Below are 18957 nucleotides of genomic sequence, written 5' to 3'. Positions count from 1 at the left end.
CGAGGAATCCCGTGAGCGACACCCCATTCGGATTCGGCCTTCCGCCGGAGGAGCCGGAAGACGGCGACGAGGGCAAGAAGAAGGACCAGCAGAGCGGTGGTGGTCAGGGCCCGGCCAACCCGTTCGGTTTCGGCGGGCTGCCCGGTGCCGGAGGCTTTGGCGGCCCCGGTGCGGACAACCCGCTCGCTGCCATGTTCGGTTCGCTGAACCCCACCGACCTGGGCGCCGCCTTCCAGCAGCTGGGCCAGATGCTCTCCTACGAGGGCGGTCCGGTGAACTGGGACATGGCCAAGCAGATCGCCCGCCAGACCGTCTCCCAGGGCACCCAGGACGGCACGAAGGACACGAGCGTCGGCCCCGCCGAGCGCAACGCCGTCCAGGAGGCCGTCCGGCTCGCCGACCTGTGGCTGGACGACGCGACGTCCCTGCCCTCGGGCGCCGGCTCCGCCGTGGCCTGGTCGCGCGCGGAGTGGGTCGAGGCGACCCTGCCCGCGTGGAAGGAGCTCGTCGACCCGGTCGCCGAACGCGTCGGCGCGGCGATGGGCGACGTGCTGCCGGAGGAGATGCAGGCCATGGCGGGCCCGCTGATCGGCATGATGCGTTCGATGGGCGGCGCCATGTTCGGCACGCAGATCGGGCAGGCCGTGGGCGTGCTCGCGGGCGAGGTCGTCGGCTCCACCGACGTCGGCCTGCCGCTCGGCCCGGCCGGCAAGGCGGCGCTGCTGCCGGTGAACATCGAGGCGTTCGGCAAGGACCTGGGCGTGCCCAAGGAGGAGGTGCGGCTCTACCTCGCCCTGCGCGAGGCCGCCCACCAGCGCCTGTTCGCCCATGTGCCGTGGCTGCGCGGTCACCTGTTCGGCGCGGTCGACGGGTACGCGCGCGGGATCAAGGTCGACACGGCGAAGCTGGAGGACGTGGTCGGCCAGTTCGACCCGCAGAACCCGGACCAGCTGCAGGACGCCCTCCAGCAGGGCATGTTCCAGCCGGAGGACACGCCCGAGCAGAAGGCGGCCCTGGCCCGGCTGGAGACGGCTCTGGCGCTCGTCGAGGGCTGGGTGGACGCGGTGGTGCACGCGGCCGCGAAGCCGCGCCTCGCGTCCGCGGACGCGCTGCGCGAGACCCTGCGCCGCCGCCGTGCGACCGGTGGCCCGGCCGAGCAGACCTTCGCCACGCTGATCGGCCTGGAGCTGCGCCCGCGCCGGCTGCGGGACGCCTCCCGCCTGTGGGCCTCCCTCACGGACGCGCGCGGAGTGGACGGCCGCGACGCCCTGTGGTCCCACCCGGACATGCTGCCGACGGCCTCCGACCTGGACGACCCGGACGGCTTCGTCCACCGCGAGCAGCTGGACTTCTCGGAGCTGGACAAGATGCTCGGCGAGGCGGCCGGCGGTTCCGCCGAGAAGCCGAACCTCAAGAAGGACGAGGACGACGACTCCGAGTGAGCCTGTACGACGACGCGGTCCTCGTCCTGAAGGGGTACGAGGACCAGGAAGAGCTGCGCCAGGTCTATCTGGACCACTTGGCGGCCCACCCCGACGGTGTGTGGAAGGCCTGCCACGCGGGCCACGTCACGGCGAGCGCCCTGGTGATCGACCCCGCACGCGAGCGGGTGCTGCTGACGCTGCACCGCAAGCTACGGATGTGGCTGCAGATGGGCGGCCACTGTGAGCCGGTGGACACCTCCGTGGCTCAGGCGGCCCTGCGCGAGGCCACGGAGGAGTCCGGCGTGGCGGGACTGACCCTGCTGCCGGGCGGCCCGGTCCGCCTCGACCGCCATCCCATCCCGGCGCCGTGCCACTGGCACTTCGACGTGCAGTACGCGGCCCTGGCACCCCCGGGAGCGGACCACGCGATCAGCGACGAGTCGCTGGACGTCCGCTGGTTCCCCTACGACGAGGTCGCGGACGTCGCCGACGAGTCCGTCGTACGGCTGCTCGAAGCGGCGCGCGCGAGGCTGTGAACGGTTGAGGGGCGCCCACCACGGCGAGCGCCCCTTAGGTCTGCTGCCCGGACGATCAGCTCCAGACGTTGCCCTGGTTCTGCGCCCGCGCCCCGTGCTGCCCCATGCCGAACTGCGCGGCGAGGCCCTGGCCGATCTGGGCGTTCTGCGGGGGCAGCAGCTCGCTCGGCTGGACCAGCGCGAAGCCGCTGCCCATGAAGCTGAGCTCCCAGCCCTCGCCGGTGTTGCCGCGGCGCCGCCACACCCCGGAGGAGTGCGTCTGTGCCTGCATCTGCACCCGCAGCCCGGTCGACCAGGCGACGATCGCGTCGGCGTCGCAGTTGACGTACTTGTCGGGCGTCACCTGCATCATCAGCGGCGCGCCCGAGGTCATCAGGGCGACCTTGCCCCGGCCGGTGATGTTGAGCTGGTACTTCCCGGACCCGGAGATGCCGTACAGGCTGTCGACGGCGATGACCTCGTGGTGCAGCGAGGAGTCCATGGCGAGGACGTATCCGCTGTCGACGGTGAGGCCGTCCTGCTCGACGTCCACCACGTGGATGTGCTGGGCGAGGTTGGCGAAGTAGACCGTGCCCTGTCCGTGACAGCGCATCAGGCTGAGGCCCTCGCCGGTGGCCGCGCGCGCGTACGCCTGCCGGCTGCTCTGGTACTCGGCGTCGAACTCGACGAGCCCCTGGTAGGCGACCATCGTGCCCTTGCGGGCCAGGATGTCGTCGTGGCCCTGAAGGGTGACCCGCAGCAGTTGCTTGTTCTGCAGGCTGTAACGCTCCTGGGACTGCGAGTCGTTGAAGGCGAAAAGCGGACTCTGCATGGCTTTCTGGCTCCCCCTCAGCCCCGGAACCGGAGGCGGTCGGTGCTGTCCTCACTGGGCTGGACGACGACGATGCCCTGACCGGAGAAGGCCATCTGGAAGGCCTCGCCGCTGCCGCGGCCGATCAGCGACTGCGCCTTGAAACTGCGCTTGCCCTTCACCTTGAGGTTCGGGGACCAGGCGACGAGCGCGTCCGGGTCGACGTACGTCTCGTCCTCGCCGCCGCCGCAGTCGACGACGATCGGTTTGCCCCGGGAGGTCAGCGCGACCCAGCCCTGTCCGGAGATCCTGGTGTTCCACAGGCCCTGCCCGGCGAACTTCGCCAGGCCCTTGACCCGTTCGACACCCCAGGTGAGCGACGCATCGAAGGCAAGCAGGTTGGTGGCGTTGACGGAGATCCCGTCGCCGCTGAGATTGATGACGACGACGTTCGCGCCGTAGTCGGCGAGGTAGAGCAGTCCGTCGCCGGAGCACTTCATCAGGGGTGCGCCCTCGCCGGTGATCCAGTCGCGGGCGATCTGGCGCACGGCCGGCGGGTTGGGCTCGTATTGAATGAAGCCCTCATAGGCGACCATCGACCCCACGCGCGCGAGGATGTCGTTCCCGGTCTGCAGGGCGACCTTCAGCATGTGGTCGCCGTGGTTCTCCATGCGGGCGGTGACGGGGGCGGGGGCGTGGCCCGCGAGCGGCTGGTACATGACGGGCTCCCTCAGACCTCGTACGGCTGGACGACGACGAAGTTGCCGGGCGCTGCCCGGAACTGCAGGTTGACACTCTCCCCGGTGTCGCCCGGGTAGGCGTTGCGGCGCATCCTGACCTGGCTGGAGACGATCACCTGGGCCGCGGCCGACCAGGCGACCACGGCGTTGGCGTCGGCGAAGGTCGTGGGCGTGACCGGCAGCACCACGGGCGTGCCGTGCGTCTTGACGACGATCGTGCCGGTGCCCTGGAACTGCATCGTGAACAGCGCGCCCCCGGGGATGCCGTGTCCCTCGATGCGACGGACCTCGTACTGGAGGCTCTCGTCGAAGGCGAGGACGTTCTCGGCGGAGACGCAGATCGCGTCGCCCTGGAGCTCGACGGGGTGCAGATGGGTGGACCTCTCGGCGAGGAACACCTGACCCTGGCCGGTGCAGCGCATCAGCTGCATCTCCTGACCGGTCGCGTTGCCCACGACCCGGCCCATGATGCCGGCGCCCTTGTAGGCGAAGTCGACCTTGCCCTGGTAGAGCACCATGCTGCCCTGCCGCGCGAGCACGGGTTGGCCGCCGATGCCGAGGTCGACGCGGATCAGCTTGCTGTTCTGCAGGGTCCAACGCTGCCCGGTGGGCGTCTCCTTGAACTTCTGGAGCGCGGCCCCGACCCCGGCGCCGCCCTGGGGAACGCCCTGCGGAACGCCGTACGCCTGCTGCCCGGGGGCCTGGCCGTAGGGGGGCTGCTGGCCGTAGCCGGGCGGCAACGGGGCGGTCTGGCTCGGGGGTTGACCGTACGGCTGCTGCTGGGGCGGCTGACCGTAGGGTGCGGGCGCCGGTGCGGGGGGCGGGACGGGGGCGACACCGGGCGGGGCCATGGGGGCGACGAGGGTGGGCGCGGCGTGCACGTCCGGTGCGGGCGCGGGCGGCGGGGGCGGCGCGAAGCCCTGCGCGGGCTGCGGGACCGGGGCGGGCGCCGGAGCGGCCGGGGCGCCGAACGCGGGCGGCAAGGTCCGGGCGGGCGGGGCGAAGCCGGGGGCGGCGCCGGTCTGCGACGGCTGGGCGGCGGGCGCCGCGGGCGCCTCCTCCTCCAGGACCTCGCCGCCGAAGTTCTTCAGCAGCGCCTCGAGGCCGCCGTCGAAGCCCTGGCCTACGGCCGCGAAACGCCACACGTCCTTCAGGTAGAAGTCGCCCAGCATGACGGCCCGTTCGGTGGAGAACTCCGAGCCGGTGAAGGAGTAGCGCGCCACCTCCTCGCCGCCCGCGACGACGCGCAGGTATCCGGGGGCGATCTGCGACATCTGTCCGGCGCCGTCGATGGTCGCCGTGAAGGACAGCTTCTGGATCCGCCCCGGGATGCGGTCGAGGGTGACCCGGAAGGACTCCGTGTCGCCGGCCTGCGGCCCCAGGAGCTGGATGGACTCCTCGGGGGACTTGGGCTGGTTGAAGAACACGAAGTAGCGGTCGTCCGAGAGCCGTTCGTCGGCGTCCAGACCGAAGCAGCTGATGTCGAAGGTCAGTCCGGGGCTGCTGATCTGCACGCCTACGTACAGATCGGTGCCCGCGGTGAGGTCACTGATCCTGGCCTTGTGGCCGCGTTGGAATTCCCTGGCCATGCGTAACGACCGTCCCCCATCCCGAATGCGAGTGCGTCGCGCCAGGCTAACGGCTGACGCCGACACCGGGTGAAGTCGGTACAGACCCGGTACACAAGCCCGGGCGGGCCCTCATTCGCCCCGGGCTCCCGGCAGGTGCGGCAACCGCTCGACGGCGACCACCCCTTCGAGGTATCCCCGGGCCCGCTCGGTGCGCGGGTAGCTCTCCAGGAGCCGCCAGAAGCGGGGCCCGTGGCCGGGCACCAGCAGATGGGCCAGTTCGTGCAGGATGACGTAGTCGACGACGTACTCGGGCATGCCCTGCAGCCGGTGCGACAGGCGGATGCTGCCCTCGGCGGGGGTGCACGAGCCCCAGCGCGTGTTCTGGTTGGTGACCCAGCGCACCGACGTGGGCCGCGCCCGGCCGTCGAAGTACTGCGCGGACAGCCGCTCGGCCCGCTCCGTCAGTTCCTCGTCCCCGAGGAGCCGTTTGCTCTCCTGGGCGGCCAGTTTGTCGAGCATGACGGTCACCCAGCGCTGCTCCTCCGCCTCGGACATCCGGGCAGGGATGAGTACGACGGTGCGATCGCCCTCGCGGTACGCGGAGACCGTCCGGCGGCGCCGGGCGCTCCTGCGGACCTCGATCGCGCTCGCCCCCGAGCCGCTCGGCGGCTGGCTCGTCGTGCTGCGCTGTGGCGCTGTGGCGCGGTGCAGTGGGTCGGCGGGCACGCCCCGACGTTACCCGCTGCACATGCGTGAAGTCCCGACTCCGGGACGGGTTCGTGCCGATCCCCCACCGAGCGTTTGATTTCTACGACGAATACCCACTGCCTGTGGACAACTTTCGGCGACCCGCGTGACGTCCGGGCATGCTGGTGCCCGCCGGGTGATCCGCGACCGACCGCCGAGCCGGCCATCGGCCGGTCGCAGAACTGTCCCGCCCGGCCGACGGGGAACTTCCACGAGGGCTACGGGGGCCTGACATGCAAGCGATGGAGACGACGGTTCCGGCCGCTCCGATGGTGAAGCCCGCGCTGCGGCGCGGCTGGCGCGATCTGCACACCGTTCAGTTCGGGATGGCACCCGCGCATGCGATGACGCTGGGTCCGATGGACCCGGCGACGGGCAGCTTCCTCGACCTGCTCAACGGCACCCGCGGGCTGCCGCTGCTGCGCGAGGAAGGGCGCCGCATGGGCCTGCCGGACGGGCATGTCGACGCGCTCGTGGCAAGACTGTCCCGGGCGGGGCTGCTGGACGACGCGCAGGGCGGCGGGCCGGCCGCCGACAGTCTGCGCCGCCGTGAGGACGCCCTCGACCGGTTGCGCCCCGACCTCGCGTCGCTGTCCCTGCTGACCCGTGAACCGGGCGACGCGATCGGCCGGCTGGCCGCCCGGCGCTCCCTGCGCGTGCAGGTGCGGGGCGCGGGGCGGGTGGGCACGGTCCTGGCCTCGCTGCTCGCGGGCGCGGGCATCGGCGAGGTCGACGTGCGGGACGTCGGCCAGGTGGAGCCCTGGGACGTCACGCCCGGCGGGGTGCCCGCCCAGTCCGTCGGTGCCCGCCGGGACGAGGCCGCCCGGCAGGCCGTACGCCGCAGCGCCCCCGGCCGCCCGGGGCGTCGCAGCCGCGCGCAGCCGCCGTCGGCCGAGGACCCCGGGTTCTCCCTGGTGATCCTCGCCCCGAGGGACGACGTCGCCGTCCACGCACCGGCACCGACCACCGCCGAACCCCTCGTCACTTCGGGTACGCCCCATCTGTACGCCGGTGTCGTGGAGGCGACCGGAGTGGTCGGCCCGCTCGTCCTGCCCGGCGAGACGGGCTGCGCGGGCTGTCTGCACCAGGAGCGCACCGACCGTGACCCCGCCTGGCCCCGGCTCGTCGCCCAGTGGCAGTCGGGTCTGGGCAGGCCGCGCCATGTACCGCCGTGCGACCTGGCGCTGGCGACGACGGTCGCCGGACTGGCCGCGGCGCATGCGCTCGCCTTCCTGGACGGCTCGGTCCCGACGAGCGCCGGCGCCCGATGGGAGGTCTCCCTGCCGGGTCTGACCTGGCATGCCCGACCGGTCCGGGCGCACCCCGCATGCCCCTGCGGAGCAGCGGAGAAAAGTAAGAAGGGGGCACGGGCCGCCGAGGACGACGAGGGGCACGAGACAATGGAAGAGCAGCGGTCGCCGAAGGACTTGCTCCGCAGGGCAGACGCGGCGCGGCCGGCAGGGACCTGGAGGGCGCATGTCTGATCTTCCCCGCAAGGCGGTCACCCGGACCGCCAAGCTCGCCGCGCTTCCGCTCGGCTTCGCCGGGCGGGCTACCTGGGGACTGGGCAAGCGGATCGTCGGCGAGTCGGCGGAGATCGTCGGCCGCGAGTTGCAGCAGCGCACGGCGGAGCAGCTGTTCAAGGTGCTCGGCGAGCTCAAGGGCGGCGCGATGAAGTTCGGCCAGGCCCTGTCCGTCTTCGAGTCGGCCCTGCCCGAGGAGGTCGCCGGCCCCTACCGCGCGGCGCTGACGAAGCTGCAGGAGGCGGCGCCCCCGATGCCCACGCGCACCGTGCACACGGTGCTCGCCGAGCGGCTGGGCAAGGACTGGCAGGAACTGTTCCTGGAGTTCGAGGACAAACCGGCCGCCGCGGCCTCGATCGGCCAGGTGCACCGGGGGGTGTGGCACGACGGCCGCGAGGTGGCCGTCAAGGTGCAGTACCCGGGCGCGGGCGAGGCCCTGCTGTCCGACCTGAACCAACTCAGCCGTTTCGCCCGTCTCCTGGGCCCGCTGATCCCCGGCATGGACATCAAGCCCCTGATCGCGGAGCTCAAGGACCGTGTCTCGGAGGAGCTGGACTACGGCCTGGAGGCCCAGGCCCAGCGGGCACACGCCGAGGAGTTCACGGACGACCCCGACGTCGTGGTGCCGGACGTGGTCCACCAGTGCGAGCAGGTGCTGATCACCGAGTGGATCGACGGAGTACCCCTCTCGGAGATCATCTCGGACGGCACCCAGGAGCAGCGCGACCGCGCCGGCCAACTCCTGGCCCGCTTCCTCTTCTCCGGCCCGGCCCGCACCGGGCTGCTGCACGCCGACCCGCATCCGGGCAACTTCCGGCTGCTGCCCGGCGGTCCGGCCGGGGAGGACGACTGGCGGCTGGGCGTTCTCGACTTCGGCACGGTCGACCGTCTCCCGGGCGGTCTGCCGACCCCCATCGGCGACTCCCTGCGGATGACCCTCGACGGCGAGGCGGAGGCCGTCCACGAACTCCTGAGCGAGGAAGGCTTCATCAAGGAGTCGATAGAGCTGGACCCGGCCGCCGTCCTCGACTACCTCCTGCCGATCATCGAACCGGCCCGGGTCGACGAGTTCACCTTCACCCGCGGCTGGATGCGCAGCCAGGCGGCCCGTATCGCCGACCCCCGCTCCCCCGCCTACCAGCTCGGCAAACAGCTCAACCTCCCGCCGGCCTACCTCCTGATACACCGGGTCACGCTGAGCACGATCGGCGTCCTGTGCCAACTGGGCGCCACGGTGCGGCTGCGGGAGGAACTGGAGGAGTGGCTGCCGGGGTTCGTGGTGGAGGACGCACCGGACGAGGAGGAGTCGGCCGCCCAGGCGTGAGCACCGGCGGGCCGAGGCCGGCCGTCCCCCGACACTGGGCACAACGCACCGCGGGGGCCGGTCCGTTCGAACGGACCGGCCCCCGCGGGGAGCTGCTTCCTCCCGGGGCCGGGAGGAGACCGCTTCAGGTGTGGTCGGCTACTGCATGACCGCCATGGCGAGCGCGCGCCGGGCGCGCAACGAGGCGCGCTCGGCCCGCCGCTGCATCCGGCGGGCGGTCACCAGGCGCACTGCCCGGCGTTCCCGCTCCGACTCGTGCAGCCGGTCGTGCATATGCGCACGAGCCAGGGCTTCTGGGATGAGTTGCATCTCTCGGGTCCTGTTCTGACGCGAACCGGTCGTACCGGTCGTGGTGACTTCTTCGATCGCGGAGCCGGCGGGCTCGTTGGTGGACGGCTTCATCGGGGCCTGCTTCTTGGGGTCGTGCGTGAGGGGGCGGTCGATCGTTCCTGTGATGTTCATGCCGTGACCGGGTTCTTGCGCGGGCGGCCACGCGGCCGCTTCCGGGCGACGACGACACCCTGGACGAACAGCTCGCCACCCCAGACGCCCCAGGGCTCACGCCGCTCCTTGGCGCCGGCGAGGCAGGCCTCGATCAGCGGGCAGGTGCGGCAGAGGGACTTGGCGTACTCCACGTCGGCCGGCGACTCGGCGAAGAAGACCTCCGGGTCGTAGGAGCGGCAGGGGACGGGTACGCCGAGGTTCTCGATGGCGTCGTCGAGCGCGGTGAGCGCGGTGAGCGGGATCAAGGCGGAGTCCTTCGTGGGGCCGGGCGGGGGGATCGTTTCGGAAGGCGGTACGGACGGGGCGTGCGCTTCGAGTTGCACGATTCGTCTTCCTCGTCTGGTCGTTTCCGGCCCTGTTGGACCGGGTGGCGGCTGGTACCGGGTTCTGCTGTTGTCCCGAGGCCCCTTCGCTCCGTCGTCCCCGTTCGGGGAAAACAGAAGGGCCGCGGATCCCGGATGGGGTTCCGCGGCCCTGAAGGCGCCGGCCTGATCGCCGATCAGGCTGGATCACTCCAGGGTTCTGGCCCACGGAAGGCCCACATCAGGTGGTGCTGCTTCGTCTGCTTCCGGTTTCCGGCACCGGCCGCCGTAAAGGCATAGGCCTGCGCCTGTGCCGCTACTGCTCCCAGTGCCTTGGTCGGTCGCTCATTGCGCTCACGGACGGGAAGTTCCGCGAGGGACACGGCAGACGCCGGCCGGACGGCACGAATGCCGGACAGACCGGTGCCCTGGTTCGAGGCGCCGAGCATGCACAGGGAAGCGACGACCGAGCGATCGGTCATTTTCACGGTGCTGATGGAGCTGCTGTAGATGCTGATCACTGGACTCGCCTCCTCTCGGCGCTTCGGGGACTGGGATGAACCAGCCCGACGGATATGCAAGTAGACCACGGAATCGGGACCTCCGAGAAGGCCTCCGTCCCCGTGGACAAGAACCTATGGGGATTGCCGGGGCATGCGCAAACTATTTTTTCGACGAGTTCTTCTCAGCCGTCGTCGGCGTCGTCCCCCGCCTCCCGGCCTGCGCAGATGGCCAGGACATCGGCTCCATAGCGGTTGAACTTGCGCACTCCGACCCCGGGGATGCGTGCGAGTTCACCCTCGTCGTCGGGGACGGACTCGGCGATCGCCATCAGCGTCTTGTCGGTGAAGACGCAGAAGGCCGGCTGCCCGCTGCGCCGCGCCTGCCCCGCACGCCATTCCCGCAGCCGCTCGTAGAGCCCCTCGTCCATGTCGGAGGGGCACTCCTCGCAGCGCATCAGCTTCATCTCCCCCGCGTCGGTGAGCGTGCGCCCGCACACCCGGCAGCGGGCGGGGACGCGCTGGGTACGCCGTGGGGCCGCGTCCGCCCTGCTGGTGTGACCGCGCTCCACTCCGCCCGGCCCGCCCCCGGACGTCCGGGCGGCCGTCGAGGTGGAGCCGGGGCGCAGTCCGTCCAGGAAGCGGCTGGGGCGCCGGTTCGGTCGGCTGCCCGGCGAGCGGGACAGGGCCCAGGAGACATGCAGGCGTTCCCGGGCCCGGGTGACGCCGACGTAGAGGAGGCGGCGCTCCTCCTCGATCTGCTCGTCCGTCCTCGCGTAGGTGATGGGCATCATGCCCTCGGCGACGCCGACCAGGAAGACGACGTCCCACTCGAGGCCCTTGGCGGAGTGCAGGGAGGCCAGGGTGACGCCCTGCACGGTCGGGGCGTGCTGGGCGCCGGCCCGCTCGTCCAGTTCGGCGACGAGGTCCGCGAGGGTGGTGTCGGGCCGGGCGGCGATGAAGTCCTGGGCGAGGTTGACCAGTGCGGCCAGGGACTCCCAGCGCTCTCTGACCGCGCCGGAGCCGGCGGGCGGCTGCGGCGTCCAGCCCTCTCCCGACAGCACCGCCCGCACCTGGGAGGGCAGGTCGACGGCGCCGTCCAGCGCCGCGTCGTTGCCGCCGAAGCGGGCCGCGGCGCGCAGGTTGACGATGGCCCGGCGCACCTCGGGCCGGTCGAAGAACCGCTCTGCACCGCGCAGTTGGTAGGGCACTCCGGCGTCGGCGAGAGCCTGCTCATAGGTCTCGGACTGCGAGTTGGTGCGGAACAGGACGGCGATCTCGCTGGCGGGGACGCCCGCGTCGACGAGTTCGCGGATGCGGCGGGCGGCGCCCTCGGCCTCGGCGGGTTCGTCGGTGTACTCGGTGTAGACCGGCTCGGGGCCCGCCGTCCGCTGGGAGACCAGCTCCAGGCGGTGGTCGGCGGCACGGCCGCGGGCCTGCGCCAGGAGTCCGTTGGCGAGATGGACGACCTGGGGCGTGGAGCGGTAGTCGCGGACGAGCTTGACGACGGTGGCCGCGGGGTGGCGGGCGCGGAAGTCGAGCAGGTGGTCCGGGGTCGCCCCGGTGAACGAGTAGATCGTCTGGCTGGCGTCACCGACCACGCACAGGTTGTCCCGCTCGCCGAGCCACAGCTCCAGCAGCCGCTGCTGGAGGGGGCTGACGTCCTGGTACTCGTCGACGACGAAGTGCTGGTACTGGGCGCGGACCTGCTCGGCGATGTCGTGGCGGTCCTGGAGGATGGCGACGGTCAGCAGCAGGACGTCCTCGAAGTCGATGACGGAGCGGTCCCGCTTGAGCTCCTCGTAGACGGAGTAGAGCTGGGCGACCTCGGCAGGGTCGCGGGGCGCCTCACGGCCGGCCTTGGCAGCGGCTGCCGCGTAGTCGCCCGGGACGGTCTGGGTGACCTTGGACCACTCGATCTCGGCGGTGACGTCCCGCAACTCACCGCGGTCGAGGCGGATGCGGCAGGCGGCGGCCGCGTCGGCGACGAGCTGGATCTTGCGGTCCACGAGCCGGGGCAGGGCCCCACCGATCGCTTTCGGCCAGAAGTACTGCAGCTGGCGCAGGGCGGCCGAGTGGAAGGTGCGGGCCTGCACACCGGCGGCGCCCAGCTGCCGGAGCCGGCCGCGCATCTCCCCCGCGGCACGGTTGGTGAAGGTGACGGCCAGCACGCTGGACGGCTGGAGGATCCCGGCGCGCACCCCGTAGGCGATGCGGTGGGTGATCGCCCTGGTCTTGCCCGTGCCGGCGCCCGCGAGCACGCACACCGGGCCGCGCAGGGCGGTGGCCACCTCGCGCTGCTCGGGGTCGAGCCCTTCGAGCACCGCGTCGGCACCGCTCGGCGGAACCGAGTACGGGGAACCGCCGGAGCCCTGCGGGAAGAGCGTGGAGTGCGTTGCTGCTGTCACACCGCCATGCTGCCAGGTCGGCGGAGACGGGTGCGGCGGTTGTCCACAGGCAGGTGCCCGCAGTCGTACTAATGCGGCAGGCGTCACGTGGGCGGGGCACCCCGTGCGGGAATGGTGACGCTTTCAAGTACGTTGCCCCACTGCGAGCACGGATCCGATCCACCGAAGTCAAGGAGCGCGAGACACATGCCGGGCACTGTGACGATGTACAGCACGACGTGGTGCGGCTACTGCCGTCGGCTGAAGAGCCAGCTGGACCGCGAGGGCATCACGTACAACGAGATCAACATCGAGCAGGACCCGGAGTCCGCAGCGTTCGTCGAGAAGGCGAATGGCGGAAACCAGACGGTCCCGACCGTCCTGTTCGAGGACGGTTCGACCCTGACGAACCCGTCGCTGGCGCAGGTGAAGCAGAAGATCGGCGCGTAACGTCCGCGTGCGTCCGGAAGGCGGTCCCTGAGGCGACTCGGGACCGCCTTCCGTGTTTCACGGCGTACGACTGGGTGCCGGTGTGGTCACACGCTCCGCGTCGGCAGGGGCTTGCCGTACCAGAGCTCGATGAGGCGGGCCGCGATGGAGATGCCGTACGGCGGCAGCACCTCGCCGGAGTCGAAGGCGGCGCCCAGGTCGTCACGGGAGAACCAGCGGGCCTCGTGGATCTCGTCGCCGTCGACGTCGATCTCGGTGGAGGTGGCGCGGGCCATGAAGCCGAGCATGAGGCTGGACGGGAACGGCCAGGGCTGGCTGGCGACGTACTCGACCTGGCCGATGCTGACGCCGGCCTCCTCGAAGACCTCGCGCCGCACCGCCTGCTCGATGGACTCACCCGGCTCGACGAATCCGGCGAGCGTCGAGAAGCGGCCCTCGGGCCAGTGCACCTGCCGGCCGAGCAGGATGCGGTCCTCCGCGTCGGTGACCGCCATGATCACGGCGGGGTCGGTGCGCGGATAGTGCTCGGCGCCGCAGGCGGGGCAGCGACGGATGTGTCCGGCCGCGGCGATGACGGTCCGCTCTCCGCAGCGGGAGCAGAAACGGTGTGTTCGCTGCCAGTTCTCCAGGCCGACCGCGTGCACCATCAGACCCACGTCCCGGGGCGACAGCAGCAGACCTGCCTCGCGCAGTCCCGCGGCCCGCGCGGACTGGTCGATGCGCCCGGGCAACGCGTCCTTCTGGAGCGCGAAGTAGCTGACGCCGTCCTCGTCGGTGCCCAGGAAGTAGCGGTGCGCCTCGGTCAGGGGGGCCTCGAACGAGGGGGTCATGACGAGTTCGGTACGGCCGTCCGCCGTCTCGTCGATGAGGACCTGGCCGCCGGAGACCACGAAGCAGCGGGTCGTGGGGTGGCTCCAGGCCGCCGCGAGCCAGGCCTCGTCGAGCCGGTGGTGGGCGGCGCGGTCGATGCCGCTCGGGGCGGTCAGCGAGATGGGGCGATCGGCGGTGTGGTCGGTCCAGGTGGTCACGGGTGCTTCCAACTCCCCCTGTGGAACGGGTTGCTTCGGCGGGCGGTTCGGCGGGACGTACGGTGGTGGGCGACCGGGGCCGGGCGGTGCGGGGCGTCTTCCCCAGTGTGCCCCGCGTGCGGTGCGGCTCCGGGCGGAGCAGGAGATTCAGGGCGCATGGCGCCAGGTCTCCGCGAGGTCGCCCCACAGGTACGCGGTGGTCTCGACGCCCTTGAGGAGGAGGTCGATCTCGACCTTCTCGTTCGGCGCGTGCCAGCCGTCGGACGGGACGGAGATGCCCAGGAAGAGCACTGGCGCCCCGAGGACCTCCTGGAGGTCGGCGGCCGGTCCCGAGCCGCCCTCGCGGGTGAAGAGGACCGGCTTGCCGAAGGCGCGGCCCATCGCGCGCACGACGGACTGCAGGGCCGGGTGGTCCAGCGGGGTCAGACACGGGCGCGTGGCCGCGCCGAACGTGATCTCGTGACGGATCCCGGCGGGCACCTGCTCGGCCGCCCACGCGCGGACGACCTTCTCGATGTGGCCGGGTTCCTGGCCCGCGACCATCCGGAAGGACAGCTTCACCATGGCCGAGGAGGGGATGATCGTCTTGCTGCCGGGGCCCTGGTAGCCGCCGCCGATGCCGTTGACCTCGGCGGTGGGGCGGGCCCAGACGCGCTCCAGGGTGGTGTGACCGGCCTCGCCGTGGGCGGCGTGGGATTTGGCGGTGCGCAGCCACTGCTCCTCGTCGAACGGCAGCCGCGCGAGGAGCTCACGCTCGCGGTCGGTGGGTTCGACGACGCCGTCGTAGAAGCCGGGGATCGCCACGCGTGCGTGCTCGTCGTGCAGGGCGCCGACCAGGCGGGCGGCGGCGGTGGCGGGGTTGGGCACGGCGCCGCCGAAGGAGCCGGAGTGGATGTCCTGGTCGGGGCCGAAGAAGTGGATCTCGCACTCGGCGAGGCCGCGCATGCCGGTGCACACCGTGGGGGTGTCCTCGGACCACATGCCGGTGTCGGAGACGATCACCGCGTCGGCGGCGAGCCGGTCCGCGTGCTGCTCGACCAAGGCGCGGAAGTGCGGGGAGCCGGACTCCTCCTCGCCCTCGATCAGCAGCTTCAGGTTGACCGCGGGCGCGGTGCGGCCGGTCGCGGCGAGGTGGGCGCGGACGCCGAGTGTGTGGAAGAACACCTGGCCCTTGTCGTCGGCGGCCCCGCGCGCATGGAGGCGGTTGCCGCGGACGACGGGCTCGAAGGGCTCACTGTCCCAGCCGTCCTCGCGGGCGGCGGGCTGGACGTCGTGATGGCCGTAGACGAGGACCGTGGTCGCTGCCGGGTCGGCGGCGGGCCACTCGGCGAAGACCGCGGGGGCGCCCGGGGTCTCCCAGACCTCGGCGGTGAGGAAGCCGGTCTCCTGGAGCTTGGCGGCGAGCCAGTCGGCGCTGCGGCGTACATCGGGCGCGTGGTCGGGCTGCGCCGACACGGACGGGATGCGCAGCCACTCCGCGAGGTCGTCGAGGAAGGCGGCACGGTGCCGCTCGATGTACGAACGGACGGCGCTGACGGCACTGTCAACGGGCTGGCTCATGGTCACGAGCCTATCGGCCCGCACCGACATCCTGGTTGGGCGGTTCCTCACAGTTTGCTGCTGCGGCAGGCCCTTCCAGCAGCAGCCGCTCCAGTGCCGCCCGGTCCGGCAGGTTCCCCGGTCGTACAATTTCACCGGTTCGGACGTAGAGGAACGCCGCGTTGACGGAATCGAGGGGGACGCCCTGCTGCTCGGCCCAGGCGAGCCGGTACAGGGCGAGCTGGAGCGGGTCGGCGGTGCGGGTGCGGCTGGTCTTCCAGTCGACGATCTCGTACGTCGTCCCGTCCCCGTCGCCCTCCCTGTAGACGGCGTCGATGCGGCCCCGGACCACACGCCCTGCGATGGCGAGCTGGAAGGGCGCCTCGACCCGGTGGGGCGTGCGGTGGGCGTAGTCGGTGCGCTCGAAGGCCTCCTTGAGCGCTTCGAGATCGCGTTCGTCGGCGATCTCGGCCTCGCTGCCGGGCAGCTCCTCCGGTTCGAGCACGGGCAGGGTGAGCTCCTCGAAGCGTGCCTCCACCCAGGCGTGGAAGCGGGTGCCCCGGCGCGCGGCCGGCTGCGGGGGGCGTGGCATGGGGCGCGCGAGCTCCCGTGCGAAGCCGTCCGGGTCGGCTGCCAGTCGCAGCACCTGGGAGGCGGTGAGCGAGGCGGGCAGGGGGACCTCGGTGACGGCTCCACGCGCGCGCAGAAGCTCGCCCGTGAGGGCGTCCAGGTCGCGGTCCCAGGAGGCGATGGTGCGGGCTTCTTCCGGCGTGAGCCGCGGGTGGCCCGCGGTGGGGCGAGCGTGGCGGTGCCGGCCCTCGTCGCCGCCCTCGGGAGCGGCTGCCTGGTGCGGGACGGTCGGGCGGTCCGTGGACCAGTCGTCCCAGTCGCCGGGTTCCTCGTCCGGGAGGGCGTCCTCATCGAAGGGGGCGTCGTCGTAGAGGGCGTCGTCCTCGAGGGCTTCGTCGTCCGGCGGCGGGGGCCAGTCGGGGTCCTCGTGGCCGTCCGGGTCGTGTACGGCCACGGGGCGGCCGTCCTCGTGGGAGGCGAGTTCCTCCAGGTGGGCGAGGACCGTCGAGGCGGCGGCCCGGCGCCGGGTGAAGGACGCCTCGTCCAGGGGCAGCGGCCAGGCCTGGTCGGTGCCCGCGCCGTGCAGGGCCGGGTTCTCCGCGTCCTCGGCCGGTTCGTCCGCCCACGCCTCGATCTCGCCGTGTCCGGCCTCGCAGTGGTCGTACAGGGCCTGCAGGAAGCCGGAGGGGCCGCGGGGCTTCTTCTGGGTGGGGCCCCACCAGTGGCCGGAGCCGAGGAGCAGGGAGCGGGGGCGGGTGAACGTGACGTAGCCGAGGCGGAGTTCCTCGGTGTGCTGATGCTCCTTCATGGCCTCCTGGAAGGCCTTCAGGCCGCGCGAGTCCCAGACCTCGACGTCGGGCAGGGTGTCGGCGTCACCGCGCAGCCCGTGCGGCAGCACCCTGCCCTGGGCGGTCCACTTCTCCCGGCCCTTGGTGCTGGGGAAGGTGTCCTTGACGAGACCGGGGACGGCGACGACGTCCCACTCCAGGCCCTTGGACTTGTGCGCGGTGAGCACCTTCACGGTGTTCTCCCCGCCGGGCAGGGCGTTGTCGAGGCCCTTCTCGTACTGGGCTGCGGTGCGCAGGAAGGCGAGGAAGGCGAGGAGGGTGGCCTCGCCGTCGCCGGCGGCGAACGAGGCGGCGACGTCGAGGAAGTTGGAGAGGGTCTCGCGGCGACGCGCGGCCAGGGCGTGCGGGGACGCCGACAGTTCGACCTCAAGGCCGGTCACGGCCAGCACGCGGTGCAGCACGTCCATCAACGGGTCGGACAACGACCGGCGCAGCTCGCGCAGTTCGGTGGCGAGACGGGCGAACCGCACGCGCGCGTCCGGCGAGAACGGCAGCCCGTCGTCCTCCTGCCCGGCGTCCAGCGGCAGCTCCAGGAAGGTGTCCAGGGCGTCCGCGAGCGATATCACCTCGGACGGATCGACGCCCTCCACGGCCTCGGCCAGTCTGCGGTCGCGGTCCTCGCCGGCGTCCACGTGCGCGTGGGAGACCAGGAGCCGGGCGCGGCGGCCCAGCAGGGCGAGGTCGCGCGGGCCGATGCGCCAGCGCGGGCCGGTCAGCAGACGCACCAGGGAGGCGTTGGCGCCCGGATCCTGAAGTACCTCGCAGACGGCGACCAGGTCGGCGATCTCCGGCAGGTGCAGCAGCCCGGACAGGCCGACGACCTCGACGGGGACGTCCCGGGCGACGAGCGCGCCCTGGATCTCGGCGAAGTCGGTCGCCGTACGGCACAGGACGGCGATCTCGCCGGGCGCCTTGCCGGTGTTCACCAGATGGGCGATGGAGTCGGCGAGCCACTCGATCTCCTCGGCGTGGGTGGCCAGCAGCGCGCAGCGCACCATCCCGTCGCGCTCGGCTCCCGGCGCGGGGCGGAGGGCCTCCACGCCCGCGTGCATGGCGCGCAGCGGCTCGGCGAGGCCGTTGGCCAGATCGAGCAGGCGGCCGCCGCTGCGGCGGTTCTCGCTCAGCGCCTGGCGGGCGGCGGGGCGGCCGTCGGGGTGCGCGAAGTGCTCCGGGAAGTCGTCCAGGTTGGCCACCGAGGCGCCGCGCCAGCCGTAGATCGCCTGGCAGGGATCGCCCACGGCGGTCACGGGATGACCGGTGCCGTCGCCGAACAGGCCCGCCAGCAGGATGCGTTGGGCCACCGAGGTGTCCTGGTACTCGTCGAGCAGGACCACCCTGAACTCGTCCCGCAGGACGCGGCCGACCTCGGGGATCCGCGCGAGCTGCGCGGACAGGGCGATCTGGTCGCCGAAGTCGAGCAGGTCGCGCTCGCGTTTGGCGGCGCGGTAGCGCACGACGAGGTCGGCGAGTTCACGGCGGGCGGCGGCCGCCTCCGGGACCTTGCGCAGGTCCGCGTTGGTGAGGCTGGCGCCCTCCAGGGTGCGCAGCAGCCCGCCGTCGTACGCGCGCAGCTCCTCGGGGCCCACCAGGTGCTCGGCGAGTTCGGCGTCGAGGGCCAAAAGGTCGCTGACGAGGTCCGCGAAGGAGCGGGTGAGGGCCGGGTAGGGGCCCGGGGCCTCGCGCAGCACCCGCGCGGCGAGCTGGAAGCGGGTGGCGTCGGCGAGCAGCCGGGACGTCGGCTCCAGACCGATGCGCAGCCCGTGGTCGGTCAGCAGGCGGCCCGCGAAGGCGTGGTACGTCGAGATCACGGGCTCGCCCGGCGGATGGTCCGGGTCGATGACGTCGGGGTCGGTGACGCCCGCCTTGACCAGCGCCTTGCGGACCCGCTCGGCGAGTTCGCCGGCCGCCTTGTTGGTGAAGGTGAGGCCGAGGACCTGCTCGGGGGCGACCTGGCCGGTGCCGACCAGCCACACCACGCGGGCCGCCATCACCGTCGTCTTGCCCGACCCGGCTCCGGCAACGATCACCTGCGGTGCGGGCGGCGCGACGATGCAGGCCGTCTGCTCCGGGGTGAACGGGATCCCGAGAAGCTCCTTGAGCTGGTCGGGGTCGGTGATACGGGGCGGCACGTCAGAGAGGCTAGCGGCGGCCACTGACAGTGGAGGTCGCATCGG

At 72.1% G+C, this 18957-nt stretch carries 16 protein-coding genes; 5 read left to right on the top strand and 11 right to left on the bottom strand.

Annotated elements, in window-relative coordinates; all coding sequences use genetic code 11:
• The first annotated feature begins 11 nt into the window (after positions 1-11).
• Positions 12-1442 (top strand): zinc-dependent metalloprotease, encoded by a 1431-nt coding sequence (locus ACIRVK_RS01255; RefSeq protein WP_404242685.1) that lies wholly within the window; start codon positions 12-14, stop codon positions 1440-1442.
• Entirely contained in the window at positions 1439-1960 is a 522-nt protein-coding gene (locus tag ACIRVK_RS01250) for an NUDIX hydrolase (protein WP_404242683.1), read from the top strand. The genes ACIRVK_RS01255 and ACIRVK_RS01250 overlap by 4 nt, the downstream gene beginning before the upstream one ends.
• Positions 1961-2015: 55 nt before the next feature.
• Here the strand turns inward: ACIRVK_RS01250 and ACIRVK_RS01245 are convergent, their stop codons facing one another.
• The 4 genes from ACIRVK_RS01245 to ACIRVK_RS01230 all read right to left on the bottom strand — a co-directional run bounded on the left by ACIRVK_RS01245 (position 2016) and on the right by ACIRVK_RS01230 (position 5787).
• On the bottom strand, positions 2016-2771 hold the full coding sequence (locus ACIRVK_RS01245; protein WP_404242681.1) for an AIM24 family protein: 756 nt from the start codon (positions 2769-2771) through the stop codon (positions 2016-2018).
• Between the two features lie 17 nt (positions 2772-2788).
• Positions 2789-3469 (bottom strand): AIM24 family protein, encoded by a 681-nt coding sequence (locus tag ACIRVK_RS01240; protein WP_404242680.1) that lies wholly within the window; start codon positions 3467-3469, stop codon positions 2789-2791.
• Between the two features lie 11 nt (positions 3470-3480).
• Positions 3481-5079 carry a TerD family protein gene (locus tag ACIRVK_RS01235; RefSeq protein WP_404242678.1) on the bottom strand — a complete coding sequence of 533 codons (1599 nt, stop codon included), beginning with the start codon at positions 5077-5079 and terminating at the stop codon, positions 3481-3483.
• 111 nt (positions 5080-5190) lie between these two features.
• Entirely contained in the window at positions 5191-5787 is a 597-nt protein-coding gene (locus ACIRVK_RS01230; RefSeq protein WP_404242676.1) for a M48 family metallopeptidase, read from the bottom strand.
• A gap of 263 nt (positions 5788-6050) precedes the next feature.
• Here ACIRVK_RS01230 and ACIRVK_RS01225 point away from each other — a divergent pair, with 263 nt between their 5' ends.
• Together ACIRVK_RS01225 and ACIRVK_RS01220 are read left to right on the top strand one after the other, a co-directional pair.
• Positions 6051-7292 (top strand): TOMM precursor leader peptide-binding protein, encoded by a 1242-nt coding sequence (locus tag ACIRVK_RS01225; protein ID WP_404242674.1) that lies wholly within the window; start codon positions 6051-6053, stop codon positions 7290-7292.
• Positions 7285-8655, top strand: a complete 1371-nt coding sequence (locus tag ACIRVK_RS01220; protein WP_404242672.1) for an ABC1 kinase family protein — start codon at positions 7285-7287, stop codon at positions 8653-8655. The genes ACIRVK_RS01225 and ACIRVK_RS01220 overlap by 8 nt, the downstream gene beginning before the upstream one ends.
• 138 nt (positions 8656-8793) lie before the next feature.
• On the opposite strand, the gene ACIRVK_RS01215 is transcribed toward ACIRVK_RS01220, so the two are convergent.
• From ACIRVK_RS01215 to ACIRVK_RS01200, 4 genes are all read right to left on the bottom strand, one after another.
• Entirely contained in the window at positions 8794-9117 is a 324-nt protein-coding gene (locus ACIRVK_RS01215) for a hypothetical protein (RefSeq protein WP_404242670.1), read from the bottom strand.
• On the bottom strand, positions 9114-9482 hold the full coding sequence (locus ACIRVK_RS01210) for a WhiB family transcriptional regulator (RefSeq protein ID WP_404242668.1): 369 nt from the start codon (positions 9480-9482) through the stop codon (positions 9114-9116). Before ACIRVK_RS01210 ends, ACIRVK_RS01215 begins: the two co-directional genes overlap by 4 nt.
• A 176-nt stretch (positions 9483-9658) precedes the next feature.
• Positions 9659-9982, bottom strand: coding sequence for a hypothetical protein (locus tag ACIRVK_RS01205; protein WP_404242666.1), 324 nt, complete (start codon positions 9980-9982; stop codon positions 9659-9661).
• A gap of 164 nt (positions 9983-10146) precedes the next feature.
• Complete coding sequence (locus ACIRVK_RS01200) at positions 10147-12369, bottom strand: ATP-dependent DNA helicase UvrD2 (protein ID WP_404242664.1); 2223 nt, start codon at positions 12367-12369, stop codon at positions 10147-10149.
• Between the two features lie 186 nt (positions 12370-12555).
• Between ACIRVK_RS01200 and ACIRVK_RS01195 the strand changes: the two genes are divergently transcribed.
• Positions 12556-12798 carry a mycoredoxin gene (locus ACIRVK_RS01195; protein ID WP_404242662.1) on the top strand — a complete coding sequence of 81 codons (243 nt, stop codon included), beginning with the start codon at positions 12556-12558 and terminating at the stop codon, positions 12796-12798.
• Positions 12799-12884: 86 nt separating this feature from the next.
• On the opposite strand, the gene nudC is transcribed toward ACIRVK_RS01195, so the two are convergent.
• The 3 genes from nudC to ACIRVK_RS01180 form a co-directional block, all read right to left on the bottom strand.
• Positions 12885-13826, bottom strand: coding sequence for an NAD(+) diphosphatase (nudC, locus tag ACIRVK_RS01190; RefSeq protein WP_404242660.1), 942 nt, complete (start codon positions 13824-13826; stop codon positions 12885-12887).
• A 147-nt stretch (positions 13827-13973) separates the two neighbouring features.
• Positions 13974-15386 (bottom strand): dipeptidase, encoded by a 1413-nt coding sequence (locus ACIRVK_RS01185; protein WP_404242659.1) that lies wholly within the window; start codon positions 15384-15386, stop codon positions 13974-13976.
• A gap of 10 nt (positions 15387-15396) precedes the next feature.
• The gene (locus ACIRVK_RS01180; protein WP_404242657.1) at positions 15397-18954 is read right to left on the bottom strand and encodes a UvrD-helicase domain-containing protein; all 3558 of its coding nucleotides are present in this window, start codon (positions 18952-18954) and stop codon (positions 15397-15399) included.
• Between the last annotated feature and the right edge of the window lie 3 nt (positions 18955-18957).

This window comes from Streptomyces sp. NPDC101152, assembly GCF_044768275.1.
GTDB lineage: Bacteria > Actinomycetota > Actinomycetes > Streptomycetales > Streptomycetaceae > Streptomyces.
The sequence above is the reverse complement of the archived record's forward strand: the minus strand, read 5'-3'. Positions and strand labels throughout refer to the sequence as shown.